Source organism: Pantoea sp. SGAir0175 (genome assembly GCF_043547855.1).
In genome coordinates this window covers 213,435-231,184 of sequence record NZ_CP028081.1, presented here as the reverse complement: position 1 = coordinate 231,184, position 17,750 = coordinate 213,435, and the positions used below count along the sequence as shown (strand labels likewise).

Here is a 17,750-nt window from a genome sequence, read left to right as displayed (position 1 = left end):
GAATGCTGCTTAAACCGACCGAGGAAAGTCTGGTGCCTCTGCAAAAACGACAACGCGATTTTGGCTGGCTGTTGATTGTCTGTGCCGGGTTATTACCGCTGGTGCTGGGCATATTTTGCACAGCCATTGAGGCGCGCCATACGGTCAGCCAGCAGCAAATTGCCACCGCCAATGCCCTGCTGACGCAGGCAGAAAAGATGAGCGACAGCGCCTGGGATATGGTGACCCGCCTGCGTCAGTACCAGAATCGTCGCTGCGCCGATATTGATGAAGATTTGCAGCGCGCCGGCACCCTTAACGCCTACTTCCGCTCGATTGGTACCCTGCAGGGCAGCGAAATCACCTGCTCGTCGGCTTACGGGCTGCAGCACGACACGCTGGCCGGGATGATGATGCAGTCTCCGCCGGTGACCGGCAAAGCCTGGTGGAGCCTGTCGATTCGCGGCACCTCCGGCGTACCGGATCGCCCGGCGGTGATTTTCGTGCGTCACCTGCCGGACAGCAGCGGTTTCTGGGCGGTGATTGATGGCCAGTATCTGATGGATTTCATGCGCGCCATCGGCGAGTCGAACCGTTATCAGATGAGCCTGCGCTTCAACGGCGGCAGCCCCATCGCCAGCGGTCCGGACGACCAGCCAGAGCTGCCGTACCTCAGCAGCGCCAACTATCAGGCGGAGTCCAGCCGCTATCCAATCAGCGTCAGCGTGACGGTACCCGCCGCCGAGCTGATCAAAGCCTGGCGTCAGGCGCTGCTTATTTTCCTGCCAATGGCCGCCATCTTTTCGATTTTGCTGATGGTGCTGACCGCCAACTGGCTGCGCCGCCGCCTCTCATGGGCGGATGAAATTCGCCGGGCGATACGCAACCGTGAGTTCACGGTGCACTATCAGCCGGTGTACAGCACCGGGATTCAGCGCTGCACCGGTGCGGAAGCGCTGATGCGCTGGCAGCGGCCCAACGGCGAAATGATCCGCCCGGACATCTTCATCAGCCATGCCGAAGCGGAAGGCATGATCGTGCCGCTGACCCAGCATCTGCTGGCGATGATGGCGGAAGATATCCAGAGCTGGCAGGTTGAACCGGGCTTCCACATTGGCTTTAACCTCGCGGCTGAGCATCTGCAACACCCCGATTTTGTGCAGGACATGATGCGTTTTGCCCGCAACATCCGTGACAAACAGATGCTGATCACGCTGGAGCTTACTGAGCGCAGCCTGATCGAGGACGGCGACGCGGTGTCGCGCAAGCTGCGCTATCTGCAGTCACACGGCATGAAGGTGGCGATTGACGACTTCGGCACCGGCCACTGCGCGCTCTCCTATCTGATGACCTTCCCGCTCGATTACCTGAAGATTGACCGCGGCTTTATCAACGCCATTGAAGGACTGGAGATCGAAACCCCGGTGCTGGATGCCATCATCAATCTGTGCCACAAGCTGCAGCTCGAGGTACTGGGTGAAGGGGTAGAAACCGCGTTGCAATTTCAGTATCTGCAGCAGCGTGGCGTGGTGTTTATTCAGGGCTATTATTACGCCCGTCCGATGGACAATAACCAGCTTCGCGCCTGGCTTAATCAGCAGGGGCGCCAACCGCTTCCCGTTGAGGACCACCATGAGCCTGAACTGCATCATTCTTGATGATTATCAAAATGTTGCCCTGTCGCTGGCCGACTGGGCATCGCTGCAACCGCAGGTAAAAACTACCGCACTGCACCGCCACTACGCCGACGAAGATGAACTGGTCGCTCACATCGCGCACGCCGACATTCTGGTGGTGATGCGCGAACGCACGCCACTCAGCGCCCGGCTGATAGGCCGCCTGCCCAATCTGAAGCTGATTGTCACCTCCGGCATGCGCAATGCCTCAATCGATCTGCACGCCTGTGCCGAACGGCTGATTGCGGTGTGCGGCACCGCCAGTAGCAGCGCGGCGCCGCTGGAACTGAGCTGGGGGCTGCTGCTCGGTCTGGCACGCCATATCCCGGCGGAGAGCCAGGCGCTGCGCAGCAACGGTGCGTGGCAGCATACGCTGGGCATGGCGCTGCACGGCAAAACCCTCGGCCTGCTTGGGCTGGGCAAGATTGGTGGTGAGATGGCTAACGTGGCGCGCGCCTTTGGCATGCGCGTGTGCGCCTGGAGCCAGAACCTGAGCGAAGCACGCGCAGCGGCGTGCGGCGCAGAGAAGATGGCTTCGCTGCCGGCGCTGCTCGGGGCGAGCGATGTGGTATCGATTCATCTGGTGCTGAGTGAGCGCACCCGTCATCTGCTGGACGGCGCGGCGCTGGCGCACATGAAGCCGGGCGCGCTGCTGATTAACACCTCGCGCGCCGGGATTGTCGATCAGCAGGCGATGATCAGCGCGCTGCAGTCTGGTCAGCTGGCGGGCGCCGGGCTGGATGTCTTTGAACAGGAGCCGCTCCCGGCCGATCATCCGCTGCGTCAGTTGCCGAACGTGCTGGCAACGCCGCATCTGGGCTATGTCGCCGACACTAATTACCGCACCTACTTCAGCGAGGCGGTGGAAGATATTGCTGGCTGGCTGCACGGCGCGCCGCTGCGCTCGCTGCTTTAAGCCCCCGGCGCGTCGACAGCACCGGGGTTAGCTGTGGCAGTACAGGCGCGGCAGCCCGGCATAATTGATCATCTGGTCGCCATTGGGCAGCTGGTACATCTGGTAATAATCGTTATTGCCCTCGCGCGCTGGCGAAAACACGATCTGTGCCGCCAGCGCGGGCGGTACGGTGTCGTCTGCCAGGATACGTACGTTGCGCGTGGTGCTGAGCATGAAATCGCCCTGGCGGCGCCAGGTGGTATCGGATACGCGATGCAGGCGATAGTGGCGATCGCGTACCGTGACGGTGCCGGTCAGCGTTGAGCTGCCGCTGCCGTCCGCCTTAAAGCGCGTGCGAATGGTGGCATCAATCGCGCCAGCCGGCGCGCCTTCATGATCAATACGATACGGTACCTCACACCACTCCGGCACCGGTTCTGCCGGCCGCAGCAGCAGCGCCAGCGCCCACGGCAGCACAAAGGCCAGCACCACTGCCGTGGTGATTATCGCTTTACGCATCGGGTATCTCCTGCGCTGACACCATCCATGAAATACATTCGTTGTCCTTCTGCGCGATCGGTTTGGCGCACAGGAAGGTGCTGGAAAAGAGTCGGGTGCGCACCGGGTTGATGTACACCATCGGCGGCGCTGAGCCATCCGGCAGGCGCGGCTGCCACTGCCGATAGCGCCGCAGCGCGTCCTGCACCACCCACGAATCGGCTTTCAGATGGCTGGGAATAAACACCTGACTGTTCTGGATGCGCAGCAGCGGCCGGAAATCCAGCGCATCGTGCTGCACCGGCGCAAACATCTGGCGTGCCAGCAGCGCCAGCGCGACATTCACCAGCAGCAGCGCAACGATTACCCAGCGCAGCACAGGCCGCTTTTTCTTGACGCTGGCCGGCGCGGGCGCAGGTTGCGGACTGACCACCGCTGCCGCTGGCGCAGCCACCGGCTCATCGCTCAGCGGCGCCACATCGACCTGATCGGCCAGCACGCAGCCAATCAGCGGCACCTGATGCACCAGCGGCCCCGGCGCGTGTGCCAGCTGCGCCTGCTGATTGATGGCGGCAATGGTGGCCGTCAGGCGTTCGGCGAATGGTGTGTCGCTGGGGACGCGCTGGAACAGCGCATGCAGGGTCTGGTTGCGCACCAGTTTGCCATCCGCATCAATCACGCGCCGCAGAATGGCGGTTTGCAGCGGCGTCAGTGCCACGCGGTGCGCGGGCGACCGCACCGGAAAGAGGACCTGCTGGTCAACGTCAAAACAGAGACTTTTTGCAAATAAAACAAAGCGTGCCATGCGGCGCCCGATCTCCGGCAGAGAAACTGGCGCAAGTATAGATATTTTCGCTCGCCCGCGCATCTGCGCTGCGGCCTGCGTCGCGATTCAGACAATTTTTTTGCCGCGATTGCGGACCAAAACGGCCATAGTTTTAGCCAAAAAATAGCCAGTTATTGGCGGAAACATGACAAATATCACATTTAAACGGTATACTCTGTCGCGGGATGCAATAATTACCTGAGTAATAATTGCTTTGGCAGGCCAGGGAAAAAACCACTTTCACGGCTATGCTTTAATTTTCTCAACGCCGCGGACTGAGCGCTCCACCGAGTCCGCAGCGTTGAGGACTTTTTGAATTCCAATACAGGGTAACCTCATGAAATTACGTAGGAAGCGTGTAAAACCTATTGGGCTGGATGACGTCACGATTATCGATGACGCTCGTTTACGTAAGGCCATTACCGCCGCGTCACTCGGTAACGCGATGGAATGGTTCGATTTCGGTGTTTATGGCTTTGTGGCCTACGCGCTGGGTAAAGTGTTCTTCCCGGACGCCTCGCCAGGCGTGCAGATGATTGCCGCACTCGGGACCTTCTCGGTACCGTTCCTGATCCGTCCGCTGGGCGGCCTGTTCTTCGGCATGCTGGGCGATAAATACGGTCGCCAGAAAATCCTGTCGATCACCATTGTCATCATGTCGATCAGTACCTTCTGTATCGGCCTGATCCCTTCTTACGCCTCGATTGGTATCTGGGCACCGATACTGCTGCTGCTGGCGAAAATGGCGCAGGGCTTCTCGGTGGGCGGGGAATATACCGGTGCGTCGATCTTCGTCGCCGAATATTCGCCGGACCGTAAGCGCGGCTTCATGGGAAGCTGGCTGGACTTTGGTTCGATTGCCGGCTTCGTGCTAGGCGCGGGCGTGGTGGTGCTGATCTCAACGGTGATTGGCGAGCAGAAATTCCTCGACTGGGGCTGGCGTATTCCGTTCTTCCTCGCGCTGCCGCTGGGCATTATCGGCCTGTATCTGCGTCACGCACTGGAAGAGACCCCGGCGTTCCAGCAGCATGTTGAGAAGCTGGAGCAAGGCGACCGCGAAGGTCTGCGCGACGGCCCAAAAGTGTCGTTTAAAGAGATTGCCAGCAAACACTGGAAAAGCCTGCTGGCCTGTATCGGTCTGGTGCTTGCCACCAACGTGACCTATTACATGCTGCTGACCTACATGCCGAGCTATCTGTCGCATAACCTGCACTACTCGGAAGATCACGGCGTGCTGATTATCATCGCCATCATGATGGGGATGCTGTTTGTGCAACCGGTGATGGGCATGCTGAGCGACCGCTTCGGCCGTCGTCCGTTCGTGATCGTCGGCAGTATCGCCCTGTTCTTCTGTGCGATTCCGGCCTTTATGCTGATCAACAGTAACGTACTGGGGCTGATTTTTGCCGGTCTGCTGCTGCTGGCGGTGATCCTCAACGCCTTCACCGGCGTGATGGCCTCGTCACTGCCGGCGATGTTCCCGACGCACATTCGCTACAGTGCGCTGGCCAGCGCCTTTAACATCTCGATTCTGATTGCCGGTCTGACGCCAACCGTGACCGCCTGGGCGGTGGAAGCCAGCAACAATCTGTATATGCCGGCTTACTACCTGATGGTGGTGGCGGTGGTCGGTCTGGTGACCGGTCTGTACATGAAAGAGACCGCCAACAAACCGCTGCGCGGCGCGACACCGGCGGCATCGGACCTCGAAGAAGCGCGTGAGATCCTGCAGGAGCATCACGACAACATCGAGCAGAAGATTGAAGATATTGATGAAGAGATCGCCCGCCTTGAGGCGAAGCGGAAAAACCTGGTGCAGCAGCACCCGGACATCAACGAGTAATCTGCCCTTCACTCCCGCCACCCGGCGGGAGTTTTGTTTCTGCGGTTGCCGGGTGCGTGAGAATGTGTGTGCTGCGGGTGATGCTTCCAGGTGCGCATCAATGCGCACCCTACGGGTATGTTGCGAGTTGGGATTCTGCTGATTCCCGGTGCGCATCAATGCGTGCCCTGCGGGTGATGATTCTGCGGTGGCCTGGTGCGCTGTAGGGTCGGCATTCATGCCGACCGGCAACAACGCCCGGCCCGCACCGCACACAATCCTTCATGCTACCCGGCGAAAAGGGGTAAACTGTCGCCACTTTTTTCACCAGCATAAGTTAATCGAGCATGTCTGATTTCAATCTCATTCAGCGCCCAAGAAGACTGCGCAAAAGCGCGTCGATGCGCGAACTGTTCCAGGAATCCCACCTCAGCCTGAACGATCTGGCCCTGCCGATCTTCGTTGAAGAAGGCGTGGATGATTACGTGCCAATCAACGCCATGCCGGGCGTGATGCGCATTCCGGAAAAACGTCTGGCGTACGAAATCGAACGCATCGCCAAAGCCGGTATCCGTTCGGTCATGACCTTTGGTATCTCGCACCACACCGATGCCACCGGCAGCGATGCGTGGAACGAAAACGGCCTCGTGGCGCGCATGTCGCGCATCTGCAAAGACACGGTGCCGGAAATGATTGTCATGTCCGATACCTGCTTCTGTGAATACACCAGCCACGGCCACTGCGGCGTACTGTGCGATCACGGCGTCGACAACGACCAGACGCTGATTAACCTCGGCAAACAGGCGGTGGTTGCTGCGCAGGCCGGTGCCGACTTCATCGCGCCGTCAGCAGCAATGGATGGCCAGGTGAAAGCGATTCGCCAGGCGCTGGACGCGGCCGGTTTTACCGATACCGCTATCATGTCTTACTCCACCAAATTCGCCTCGTCGTTCTACGGCCCGTTCCGTGAAGCAGCGGGCACCGCGCTGAAAGGCGACCGCAAAACCTATCAGATGAACCCGATGAACCGCCGTGAAGCGATTCGCGAGTCGCTGATTGATGAAGCGGAAGGTGCAGATTCGCTGATGGTCAAACCGGCAGGCGCTTACCTCGATATTCTGCGTGATATCCGCGAGCGCACCACGCTGCCGCTGGCGGCTTACCAGGTGAGCGGTGAGTACGCGATGATCAAATTTGCCGCTCAGGCGGGCGCCATTGATGAACGTAATGTGGTGCTGGAGAGCTTAGGTGCCATTAAGCGTGCCGGTGCCGATCTCATTTTCAGCTATTTCGCCCTTGATCTTGCCGAGCAAAAAGTGCTCTGATCCTCTCGTTACGCTAAACAATCGCGCATTGCCGCGGTTGTTTAGTGCTCTCTGCCCCTGCGCGGGCACGACATCCGGTTTGCTGTAACACATCCATCATTAACAAGAGTTACGCGATGAAAGCACCTGCACTGCCTGCGGACGAATCACAGCGTCTGGCCCAGTTACGTGCGCTCAACATTCTGCACACACCCACAGAAGAGCGTTTTGACCGTTTAACCCGCCTTGCCCGACGTCTGTTTGACGTTCCGGTCGCGATGGTCAGTCTGCTGGAGAATGACTATCAATGGTTTAAATCCAGCGACGGTTTTGATCGGCCAACCACCGCGCGTAACATCTCTTTTTGCGGTCATACCATCCTGCAGGATGAAGTGATGGTGGTAGAGGACGCGCTGGCCGACACGCGCTTCAGCGATAATCCGCTGGTTACCGATGCAGACAATCCGGTGCGTTTCTACGCGGGCTATCCGCTGCGCACGCCGTCCGGTGCCAAAGTCGGTACGCTGTGCATCATCGATAATCATGCTCGCCAGTTCAACGCGGAGGATCTGCACGCGCTGCGCGATCTGGCGGCCATGGCCGAAGCCGAGCTGGTAGCGTTTCAGACCGCGACGTCCGATGAGCTGACGCAAATCACCAACCGGCGCGGCTTTATGACGCTGGGACAGATGGCGCTGAATGAGTGCCAGCTGAGACAGCTGCCCGCCAGCCTGACGTTTCTCGATCTCGACGGTTTTAAGGCCATCAATGACCGGCATGGACACCGCGAGGGCGACCGCGCGCTGATGGACTTTGCCGATGCCATGAAGGTGAGTTTTCGCCATGCCGATATCTTTGCCCGGCTCGGCGGCGATGAGTTTGTGGTGCTGCTGAACGGTATTCGTCAGGACGAGGCGGAAGCGACGCTGGCGCGCTTCGCCCATTATCTGCATAAACAGATGCAGGATCTGGAGCGGCGTTACACGCTGCAGTTTTCATCGGGCATTGTGGAATTCGATCCGCAGCAGCCGCAATCGCTGGAGCAGCTGCTGGAAAGCAGCGACGCACGCATGTACGCCGCCAAGTACCAGAAAAGGCAGCCGCGCAGATAGCCGCTCCTTAATGCGCCAGCTCGTCAATCAACGTCTGATTAAACTTCGCTGGCGCTTCCATCTGCGGCGCGTGCCCCATACCGGGGAACTCAATCAGCCGCGCGCCGGGAATCAGCTGTGCCACCTGTTTGCCCAGTACATTGTAATGGCCGAGCTGCGCTTTCACCGCCGGTGAAGCGATATCGCTGCCAATCGCCGTGGTATCGGCCGTGCCGATCATCAGCGTGGTCGGCACCTTCAGGTCTTTAAACTCGTAATAGACCGGCTGGGTGAAAATCATGTCGTAGATCAGCGCCGAGTTCCACGCCACTTTCCCATGCCCCGGTCCTTTATTCAGCCCGGCCAGCATCTGCACCCATTTGTCATATTCCGGCTTCCACTGGCCGCTGTAATAGGTGTGCTGCTCATATTTCTTAATGCCCGCCGCGTCGAGCTTCAGCTCGCGCTGATACCATTGATCCACCGAGCGCCACGGCGCGCCCTTCGCCTTCCAGTCCTCAAGGCCAATCGGATTGACCAGCACCAGCTTCTGCGTCTGCTGCGGATACATCAGTGCGTAACGCGTCGCCAGCATACCGCCGGTCGAGTGGCCAACGATCACCGCTTTCTCAACACCGAGCTGCGCTAACAGTTGATGGGTGTTTTGCGCCAGTTGCTGGAAGCTGTACTGATAGCGGGTGGGTTTGGTGGAGGTGCAGAAACCAATCTGATCCGGCGCAATCACGCGATAGCCCTGCTGGCTCAGCGCGTTGATGGTGTCTTCCCAGGTGGCAGCGCAGAAGTTTTTACCGTGCATCAGCACCACTGTCTGACCATTGGCCTGCTGCGCGGGCTTCACGTCCATATAGCCCATGCTGAGCGACTGCTGCTGGGAGGAGAAGGTAAAATGCTGCAGCGGATAAGGATAGTGAAATCCCTCCAGCTGCTCGCCATACACGGCCTCTGCGGCCTGCGCGCTGAGCGTGCCGCACAGCATCGCTGACGCCAGCGCTACGCTGAGTAACGGTTTTAATCGAAAACGAAACGTCATGTGACCTCTTTTGTACAGGGAAAAACCCTCAGTCTGGCACGAAAACCGCCGGTGGATATTGATGCGCCGTGCCGCCGCCCGTCACACCTTTAACTGTTAAGCCGCGCAAAGCGATAATCCATTTGCGTTAATAATAACGGCCGTAATTACGGCAACTATTCAACATCATCACAACATGTCGGCGATTAATTTCACGATAAACAAGACCAGTCTTGATGACAATTAATAAAAAAGCCATTTCCTGATAAAACTTTACGTTACGACAGTGCTTAAAAAGTTTAATTTAATTACACTGTGTCGAGTTATTGGAGGACCATAATGATGCAGCAAAAATACAACCAAGGGGTGATTGATTCGGTGACCGAATGGATTATGGCCAACCTGGATCAACGTTTGAGCATTGATGATATTGCACTGAAATCTGGCTATTCCAAATGGTATTTACAGAAACTGTTTGCCCGTTACCATAACGAAACGCTGGCGCGTTATATTCGCAAAAAGAAACTGATTTGTTGCGTGAACGAGCTGAAATTCAGCCGCACGCCGATTATCAGTCTGGCGGTTAAATACCATTTCGAAAGTCAGCAATCCTTTACCCGCTCGTTTAAACAGGTGATGGGCTGCACGCCGCTATTCTGCCGTAAACGCCAGCTGAGCGATGCTGCCGAAGCCCTGTTGCGCAGCAGTGACGATCCCTGCGCGCTGTGTCGCAAGGTCGGGTTTAATCGCAGCGAGCAGGAAAAACCGGTTGTTAATCCGGTCAGCGAAAATAATGGGAAGTTTCCAGCGCGTATTAGCTGCGCGGTACGTTAATCACGTCTGATATTTCGGGAAAATATTTATAACCGCGTGAGTAGAAGCGGCGCGATTTATTGCGCTGATGTTCAGGTGCACCGTGTCCACTCAGGCATCGCGCAATAAATTGCGCCGCTACGGTACGTGCGAAATATCATCTCGGTGCCTGTCGACCGCACAGATTGTAGCGGCGCGACTTATCGCGCTGATGCTGAGTTGCGCCGTGTCCATTCAGGCATCGCGCAATAAATTGCGCCGCTACGGTACGTGCGAAACGTCATTTCGGTGCTTATCAACCGCACAGATTGTAGCGGCGCGATTCATCGCGCTGATGTTCCGCCGCACCGTGCCTGTCCGGCCGGTGAAATCCTTTTATTTCTCAGCGCACCGGCTGGCCCGGCAGCAGCTTATCTGACATCAACTGGCGGCAGACAAACGCGTCCTGCCGCGCCTGCTGCTGCTGTTGCGGCGACAAATCCTGCCACACCGTTTGCAGATGCTCTGCCAGCCCGGACTGGAAATGAATCTTCTGCAGCGCGTAATCCGAATTACCGCCTTCAATAATCTGCTGCATCGCCTGTGCGCTGTTATCGCGCCCGTCATGGGTCAGCGTACAAAAGGTCGCGATGTAGTAAGCCTTGTCCTCATCGCTGTAATGCGGCATCAGCCACCAGACCAGCGCACTGATAACCAGCAGCAGCGGCAGCAGAAATTTGATTTTTAACATGGATTTATTGACCAGCTGAAAAAGAAACCGCCGCGATCTTAACAGATTCGCCGCGCCATGCCGCACGCCATTTTCAGGCTTTTCTCCGACAGATTGAGACGAGGCTTAACGGGGGATACACCGATGTGCTTATAAAGTAGCCCGCTCAAATTTCCTCGTCATTCAGGGAATGAACATCATGAAAAAAAGCCAGCTGGCGCTGCTGATTGGTACCTTGTGCCTTAGCGGTTCACCCTATGCCGGGATTATGCGCCATGACATTGACGTACAGGAATACCGCGATTTTGCCGAAAACCGGGGCAAATATGCTATCGGTGCCACCGATATTCCCCTCTATCGCAAAGATGGCAGCTTTGACGGCTATGTACTGGACGTGCCGATGCCGGACTTTAGCATGGTCAGCGACGAGGGTTTCAGCTCATTTATCGCGCCATCTTTTGTCACAGGTGCCAAACATGTTCGATATGTTCTGTCGCTGAATTTAGGCAAAAAAGCCAAATTTTCGCCGAATTACCGTGGCATTAACTACAATAATGATCCTACGCGAGACTTTCATTTACCGCGGGTTAATAAGGTGGTCGTCGAAAGCGCGCCTTCGCCTTACATCGGCGGTGAAGAATTATTAGCGAATCGCAGTCGCTATACCGTATTTGCCCGCCTGGGTGCGGGTTATCAGCAAATCGACGATCCAGAAAGCGGTAAATTGATACCTATCGATGGCGCCTACGTCTATAACACCGGTGGAACCTTTAAACCCGGCGCCATTACAACTTTCTATCATTACTACATAAAGTGGCGAACCTTCGCGCCAGATAATCCGGCATTTTCTCCGTTGAGCATTGGTACCCGTTCAGGTGATAGCGGTAGTCCGATATTTGCCTGGGACAGTATCGACAAGCGCTGTAAAACTGCAGGCCAGCTGGATCGATAGCGATCGCAACCACAACGGCGCACAGGTGAGCTACGATAATCCGCTGCAGTGGCAGCTCTCCGGCGGCGTAAAATACGACTTCCGCCTCAACGGGAAGCTGAAGCTGGGCGCAGAAACGCGCTACGTGCAGCGCATCAGCCAGCGCGATCGGGTAGCGATTGGTGACGGCCAGCAGGCAGCGCACTTCGCCACCGGACGCGGCGGTAACAGCCTGCAGTACAGCGGTTACGCCGGCTGGCAGGTGCTGGACAATCTGGAGCTTAACACCCAGCTTCAGGGCCAGCAGCGCCTGACGCAGGAAGGCATCAGCGACTGGAATCTGCAGGCCGGTGTGAAAATCAGTTTTTAATCACGGCTCTCACCACGCATCAGCCCGGGACATGTCTTACCGGGCTTTTTTATGCTTTTCTGAAAAAAAAACCAGACAAAACTTAATTGCCACGTTAATTGGTCGCTTTAAGTTTGCGATTCTCGTTATTTTCATCCATGGAAGATAATATGAAACTTACCCCACTGACGCTGGTGATCAGTACGTTCTGTTATAGCCTTCCTGCATTCGCTGATGAGCGCCACCCTGCATTTTCCACCTCACAAAATAATAACGGTAACGCTGCGAATATTCCGCACCCACCGGAAGCCTTTCATGGTCCATCAACCCAGGAAATCCCTGAGCTGCCGCTGATGGCGCAGGTCAGCCGCCAGACTGGCGAAGGGATTAAACAGCTTGGGAAAATGATCGCCCGCGGCTCGTGGTTTGATGAGATCAATCCGGCCAAGTCTGTCCTGATGAGAAGCAGCATGCTGGCCAGCAATAGCAGCCATCATTTGTGGTATTACCGGTTACAAAACGTGGTAGTGACCGGAGAGCCAGACAATGGCATCCCTAATCTTATTGATATCCCGGGTGAAATAATGCCGGAACCCGATCCCGGTAATGGCGAAGTTGTTATATTGCCGCCTCCACCGCCGCCTGAGCCGGAACCGCCACAGTTAGCACCCGCGCCACAAATCCCGACCTACCTCGCCCTGCCCAACATGCTGTATGCCCTCAGCGACTCCATGCAAACCCGCTTCCACTTCGCTGCCCGGCAGATGAGTCTGGATGATCATCACAACCTGTTTGTGTATGGCTATAGCGGCGGCGAGCGCTATCGCAGTGCGCAGGGTGATAGCGATGCCACCAGCCGCTATCAGGGCTGGATGCTGGGTGCACGCTGGACGCCAGAAGCGGAACAGAGCCCGCTGGCCTTCAGTGCGGGCGTGCATAAAGGCGTGATGACTATGCTGTCGGATACGCCGGCGGGGCGCAGCCAGCTGCGTATGCAAACCCAGGGCATTAATGCGCTGATTGGCATTCAGCCGCCTGAGGGCTGGCAGCTGGAGATACCGCTTGGGCTGACGCATTATCGCGGCACTTTACGCCATGAAACCCAGGGGGAAGTGGCGCGGATCAGCGCCGTTAGCGGAAATATCGGCGCAGAAGCGGGCTGGCGCTGGCAGCAGGATGCGCATAGCCTGATGCCGCTGGCCGCAGCCGGTGTGCAGTGGCTGCATATTGCGGATTTCACCGAGCAACAGGGGGAGCAGGTGGACTATCAGCTGGCGCCGCAGTTCAGCCTGGCTGGCGGTATTAAGTATGATTATCAGCCGCTATCGTCAGTGAAGATGGGGCTGGAGGCGCGTTATGTCTGGCACAGCGGCAGGCAGCATACGCTGGATGCCGGCGATATGCGCGGATTGCCGATTGAGCGCGCCCGCCATAGCGCCCAGCTGGGCGGTTACGTCAGCTGGCAGCTGCATGAAAACGTGGAGATCGGCACGCAGTTGCAGGTGCAGCAGCGGCTGGATCGCCCCGGCGTGAGCGACTGGAATGTACTGAGCGGCGTGAAAGTGGCGTTTTAAATTAATAATAAGGGAAGCGGTGGTGAATGGCTGGCGATGGATGGTTTGGTCGCCATAAATGGCGCCCCTACAACGATGCGGGACAGGTTTTGTCGTCAGGCGCGTTAATGCGCATCTGTGGCAAGGTTGCACAGTACCGTAGGGTGCGCATTCATGCGCACCGGCGTAATCGGTGGATAGATTCATGCACGTCTGTAATAAGGTTGTACAGCATCGTAGGGTGCGCATTCATGCGCACCGGTGTGAAAATGTTTGCTTTGATAAACGTCATTGCGCAACAAATTGCGCCGCTACCACCTGTGCGGTTATCAGCGGCATCACATGGAAGGGATATCTGCACGATAAGTCGCGCCATCATGATTTATTGTGGATGCGATTTCTGCACTGTCCAGCCGCACAAACCGTAGCGGCGCGATTTATCGCGCATTTTAATTACCGCACCGCGGCGGAATGCGCAATAAATTGCGCCGCTACCATCCGTGCGGTTATCAGCGGCATCACATGGAAGGGATATCTGCACGAGAAATCGCGCCATCATGATTTATTGCGGATGCGATTTCTGCACTGTCCAGTCGCACAAACCGTAGCGGCGCGATTTATCGCGCATTTCAATTACCGCACCGCGCCATCACGACGCCTGCAAATAATGCACTACCGACTGGTTCAGCGTATCCAGCTTCTCTTCCAGCAGCAGAAGCCCTTCGCGGATGACCTCCTGATCTTCAGCGCTTTGGCAGGCGCGCTCGATCTGCCCGCACAGATCATCGATCTCGACAGCGTAAATGATCTGCGCCGATCCGCCCAGCCGGTGCAGCGATGAAGCCAGCGCCGGCCAGTCCTGCGCATCAAAATGGCGCCAGCACTGCTGCATATCGTTGCGGCTCTCCTCGCCGACCTTCTCCAGCATCTTCGCCACCATCGCATCGTCGTGATACACCATGGCGCGCAGCGATTCGAGCGACAGCAGCGAATCCAGCGCCGGCACTTCGGCGGCTGGCTCGTTGCTGCTCAGCAGCTCGGCCAGCTTGTCAATTTTCAGCGGCTTAAACAGGCAGGCGTTCATGCCCGCTTCCAGACAGCGCACGCGCACGTCCGACTGCGCATTGGCCGTCAGACCAAAAATTTTCACCGCGTTGCCACTGCGGCGCAGGGTCTGCGTCAGTTCGATGCCGCTCATGCCTGGCATATTGCAGTCGGTGATAATCAGATCGAACGACTGATGCGCCAGCAGCGCCAGCGCCTCTTCGCCGCTGCTGGCTTCGCTGATCTGCTGGCCCAGCTCGCTGAGCTGGCTTCGCAGCAGCAGGCGGTTGGCCGGATGGTCGTCGACCACCAGAATATTCAGCTGCGGCAGCGCACGGCTGCGCGCCACGCGGGTTTTCTCCAGCAGCTTGCGCGCCCGGCGTGCCGGCATCATCACGTTAAGCTGAATCAGCGTGCCGCGTCCCGGCTGGCTGTTGAGGTTCATGGTGCCCTGCATCTTCTCCAGCAGCTGGGCGCTAATCACCAGACCAAGACCGGTGCCGGTCTGCTTGCGCCCCTCTTCGGTCTGAGCAAACGGCTGAAACAGTTTGGCCTGGTCGACAGCGCTGATGCCCACGCCGCTGTCTTCGATCTCAATTTCCAGCTCCAGCGAACCGTCTTCCCACTCATGGCCGATCACCCGCACTTCCACGCCGCCTTCGTGGGTAAACTTGATGGCGTTATTGATGTAATTGGCGATCACCTGGCGGAAGCGCGCAGCATCGATAAACACTTCCAGCCCCGGCGGCGTGTCGCTGTGGTAGTGCAGCGTCAGATTTTTGCCGCTGGCCATGCCGTCAAACAACCGCACCACCGGCAGCACCAGCTGCTCGGTGCTGACCCACTCCGGCATCAGCTCCAGCTGACCGCTCTCAATCTTGGCCATGTCGAGGATATCGCCAATCAGCCCCAGCAGCGTGTTGGCCGACTCGTAGGCGATTTGAATGGCTTCGTTGTCGCGCTGTTTGCGCCCTTCCAGCTCCAGCAGGCCGATGATGGCGCTGATCGGCGTGCGGATCTCATGGCTCATGGTGGCGAGGAACGAACTCTTGGCGCGGTTGGCTTCATCCGCCACTTTTTTCTCCGCCTGCAGCGCCAGCATCAGCAGCTCGTAGGCGGTAACATCCTGCCAGCCGCAGATCAGCCCGGTAATATTGCCCTGCGCATCACGCTGCTCCTGCGCCCAGTGGTGCACCATGCGCGCTTCGCTGCCGTTTTCGATCTCAATTTCCAGATCCTGGGCGGTATCGCCCCACAGACTGTTATGCGCCAGCGCCACCAGTTCCGGATCGTTGACCGCTTCCGGGCTCATCAGCGGATAGAGTTTGCTGATGAGCGGCGACAGCGGATGGCGCTGATCGTAAAGCGAAAAACTCAGACGCTGGGCGTCGACACCGGCAAAAAAGCGCTGAAACGCGCCGTTAGCACTGACCACTTTCCAGTTGCGATCCAGCACATAGACCGGCGTTGGCAGGCCATTCAGCAGCGCATCGCGAAAGCGCAGTTCAGCCTGCAGATCAGCTTCTGCGCGACGGCGATGCTTCACCTCTTTGCCGCGATAGTAAACCCAAGCCAGGCAGGCGATCAGCAGCAGCGCGGTCAGCAGAGTGATGGCGTAAAACTGCACGCGGTACAGCTGCCAGGTGGTGCGCGTGGTCTGCGGTGTGCCCTGCCAGCGGCTGGCAATCAGTGAGATTTCGCTCGGCTGAATGTCAGCCAGCGCCTTATCAATAATGCTCAACAGCTCCGGCTGATCGCGGCTGACGGCAAAGCTCAGCTCCACCGGCGGCAGCGCCAGACGCGACACGATCTTCAGCGGCTGCTGCGCGTAGCGCGCCAGTAACGTGTTCACGCTCAGCTGGTTATCGATCAGCCCGGCGACCTTGCCCTCCTGCAACAGCTGCAGCGCCAGGCTGGCGTTATCTACTTCAGAAAGCTGCAGCGTGGGGAAGCGATCCAGCAGCGCCTGACGCGCCGGATTGCCTTTGACGATACTGAGCTTCATGCCGGGATAGAGCGCCTGCGGCGCATCAGGCTGGTCCGGCACCAGCAGCACCAGCGGCACCTTCAGGTAAGGTCGGGTAAAGCGCACTGCCTCCTGATGGCCGCCATCCTGCGCCACCGCTGCCAGCATAGCTACCTGATGCTGCTCCAGCTGCTGTACGCCGTCACGCCACGAATACGCCGGCACCGGGTTGAAAAACAGCCCGGTGCGCAGCTGGATCAGATGCAGCAGATCAGCGCTGATCCCCTGAAATTCGCCCTGCTCGTCCAGCAGCGCCAGCGGTGCAGAGAACGGATTGAACGCCACTTTCACCTGCGCATGCTGCTGCAGCCACTGCTGCTCGCGCGGCGTCAGGCTGAGCGGATCCTGCAAACGCCAGACGTCCGGCCGCTGCGTCCACTGCCGAGAAATCAGCCGCTGCTGTTCGCCGGGAATGGCGGCGATGGCGGCATTCAGCGCTTTCAACAGCGGCTGATTATCGGCTTTCACCACCAGACGGCTGCCGTACAGCGCGTCTTCCGGCAAAATCGCTGCCAGCGCCAGCTGATTGACATAACTGCGCTCAATCAGAAACGCTGCCGCCAGCAGGCTGCCGAGCGCGTAATCCGCTTCGCCACTGGCCACCGCCGCCAGCGCCGCCTGGCTGGAGGGATAACGCACTATACTGGCCTGCGGAAAACGCTGTTTGATTTGAGCATCGGTAAGAGAGCCTTCGCGCATGGCGAGGCGCAGCGGCGCATCGTAGGGCACCGGCTGTGAGGCCTGCTTCTCCGCGGCGATCACCACCGGACGATTGATGAGAAAACTGTCTGTCGCCCTGAAGGCCGCCGCATCGTGCAGTTCGCGCCCCGGCGAGCTAAACAAGGCGTCCGCCGCGCCGCTTTTCACCGCTGCCTGCGCCGCCGCCTGGCTGGGATAACGCACCATCACCGCCTGCACGCCAAGATTACGCGCCAGCAGTTGCAGATAATCGGCGTAGATCCCTTCCACGCTGTTGCCGCTGCCCGCTGCCTCCTGAAAGATCAGATAAGGCGGCAGCTCCGGTGCCCACACCGCGATGCGCAGCTCATGTTTAATGCGCAGCCAGCGCCACTCGTCACCGCTCAACTCAATATGCATCGGTGCCAGCTTTTCACGGCTGAACAACTGAAATATTTCGGGCTGCGGCTGGGCGGCCAGTAGCGGGCTCAACAGCAGCAGAAGCAGAGTGACCAGGCGCAGCATC

General features: G+C 58.1%; 14 protein-coding genes. 9 read left to right on the top strand and 5 right to left on the bottom strand.

Translation table 11 applies throughout. The features are described from left to right. Nucleotides 1-32 precede the first annotated feature (32 nt). Nucleotides 33-1,637, top strand: a complete 1,605-nt coding sequence (locus tag C1N56_RS01010) for an EAL domain-containing protein (RefSeq protein ID WP_215800565.1) — start codon at nucleotides 33-35, stop codon at nucleotides 1,635-1,637. Beyond that, entirely contained in the window at nucleotides 1,612-2,571 is a 960-nt protein-coding gene (locus tag C1N56_RS01005) for a D-2-hydroxyacid dehydrogenase family protein (RefSeq protein ID WP_394517016.1), read from the top strand. The genes C1N56_RS01010 and C1N56_RS01005 overlap by 26 nt, the downstream gene beginning before the upstream one ends. Nucleotides 2,572-2,598: 27 nt before the next feature. Here C1N56_RS01005 and C1N56_RS01000 read toward each other — a convergent pair whose 3' ends face one another. Together C1N56_RS01000 and C1N56_RS00995 are read right to left on the bottom strand one after the other, a co-directional pair. Next, nucleotides 2,599-3,069 (bottom strand): hypothetical protein, encoded by a 471-nt coding sequence (locus C1N56_RS01000; protein WP_021508122.1) that lies wholly within the window; start codon nucleotides 3,067-3,069, stop codon nucleotides 2,599-2,601. Continuing rightward, entirely contained in the window at nucleotides 3,062-3,853 is a 792-nt protein-coding gene (locus C1N56_RS00995) for a hypothetical protein (RefSeq protein ID WP_283341965.1), read from the bottom strand. Before C1N56_RS00995 ends, C1N56_RS01000 begins: the two co-directional genes overlap by 8 nt. Before the next feature lie 358 nt (nucleotides 3,854-4,211). On the opposite strand from C1N56_RS00995, the gene proP reads away from it, so the two are divergent. The 3 genes from proP to C1N56_RS00980 all read left to right on the top strand — a co-directional run bounded on the left by proP (nucleotide 4,212) and on the right by C1N56_RS00980 (nucleotide 8,112). Further along, nucleotides 4,212-5,717 (top strand): glycine betaine/L-proline transporter ProP, encoded by a 1,506-nt coding sequence (proP, locus tag C1N56_RS00990; RefSeq protein ID WP_021508120.1) that lies wholly within the window; start codon nucleotides 4,212-4,214, stop codon nucleotides 5,715-5,717. Between the two features lie 326 nt (nucleotides 5,718-6,043). Beyond that, nucleotides 6,044-7,021, top strand: coding sequence for a porphobilinogen synthase (gene hemB, locus C1N56_RS00985; protein WP_031279816.1), 978 nt, complete (start codon nucleotides 6,044-6,046; stop codon nucleotides 7,019-7,021). Nucleotides 7,022-7,137: 116 nt separating this feature from the next. Next, nucleotides 7,138-8,112, top strand: a complete 975-nt coding sequence (locus tag C1N56_RS00980) for a GGDEF domain-containing protein (RefSeq protein WP_088516893.1) — start codon at nucleotides 7,138-7,140, stop codon at nucleotides 8,110-8,112. A 7-nt stretch (nucleotides 8,113-8,119) separates the two neighbouring features. On the opposite strand, the gene C1N56_RS00975 is transcribed toward C1N56_RS00980, so the two are convergent. Next, nucleotides 8,120-9,088, bottom strand: coding sequence for an alpha/beta fold hydrolase (locus tag C1N56_RS00975; protein ID WP_394517438.1), 969 nt, complete (start codon nucleotides 9,086-9,088; stop codon nucleotides 8,120-8,122). A gap of 372 nt (nucleotides 9,089-9,460) precedes the next feature. On the opposite strand from C1N56_RS00975, the gene C1N56_RS00970 reads away from it, so the two are divergent. Continuing rightward, complete coding sequence (locus tag C1N56_RS00970) at nucleotides 9,461-9,955, top strand: helix-turn-helix domain-containing protein (protein WP_031279815.1); 495 nt, start codon at nucleotides 9,461-9,463, stop codon at nucleotides 9,953-9,955. 361 nt (nucleotides 9,956-10,316) lie between these two features. Here C1N56_RS00970 and C1N56_RS00965 read toward each other — a convergent pair whose 3' ends face one another. Then, nucleotides 10,317-10,664 (bottom strand): hypothetical protein, encoded by a 348-nt coding sequence (locus C1N56_RS00965; RefSeq protein ID WP_088516543.1) that lies wholly within the window; start codon nucleotides 10,662-10,664, stop codon nucleotides 10,317-10,319. Nucleotides 10,665-10,842: 178 nt separating this feature from the next. On the opposite strand from C1N56_RS00965, the gene C1N56_RS00960 reads away from it, so the two are divergent. From C1N56_RS00960 to C1N56_RS00950, 3 genes are all read left to right on the top strand, one after another. Beyond that, nucleotides 10,843-11,595 carry a S6 family peptidase gene (locus tag C1N56_RS00960; protein WP_394517015.1) on the top strand — a complete coding sequence of 251 codons (753 nt, stop codon included), beginning with the start codon at nucleotides 10,843-10,845 and terminating at the stop codon, nucleotides 11,593-11,595. Nucleotides 11,596-11,620: 25 nt separating this feature from the next. Further along, nucleotides 11,621-11,944: a hypothetical protein gene (locus C1N56_RS00955; RefSeq protein WP_394517014.1), complete on the top strand. Its 324-nt coding sequence runs from the start codon at nucleotides 11,621-11,623 to the stop codon at nucleotides 11,942-11,944. Nucleotides 11,945-12,093: 149 nt separating this feature from the next. Next, a complete protein-coding gene (locus C1N56_RS00950) occupies nucleotides 12,094-13,497 on the top strand; it encodes an autotransporter domain-containing protein (protein ID WP_394517013.1) in 1,404 nt (467 codons plus the stop codon). Nucleotides 13,498-14,125: 628 nt separating this feature from the next. On the opposite strand, the gene C1N56_RS00945 is transcribed toward C1N56_RS00950, so the two are convergent. After that, a complete protein-coding gene (locus C1N56_RS00945; protein ID WP_159378016.1) occupies nucleotides 14,126-17,749 on the bottom strand; it encodes a response regulator in 3,624 nt (1,207 codons plus the stop codon). Between the last annotated feature and the right edge of the window lies 1 nt (nucleotide 17,750).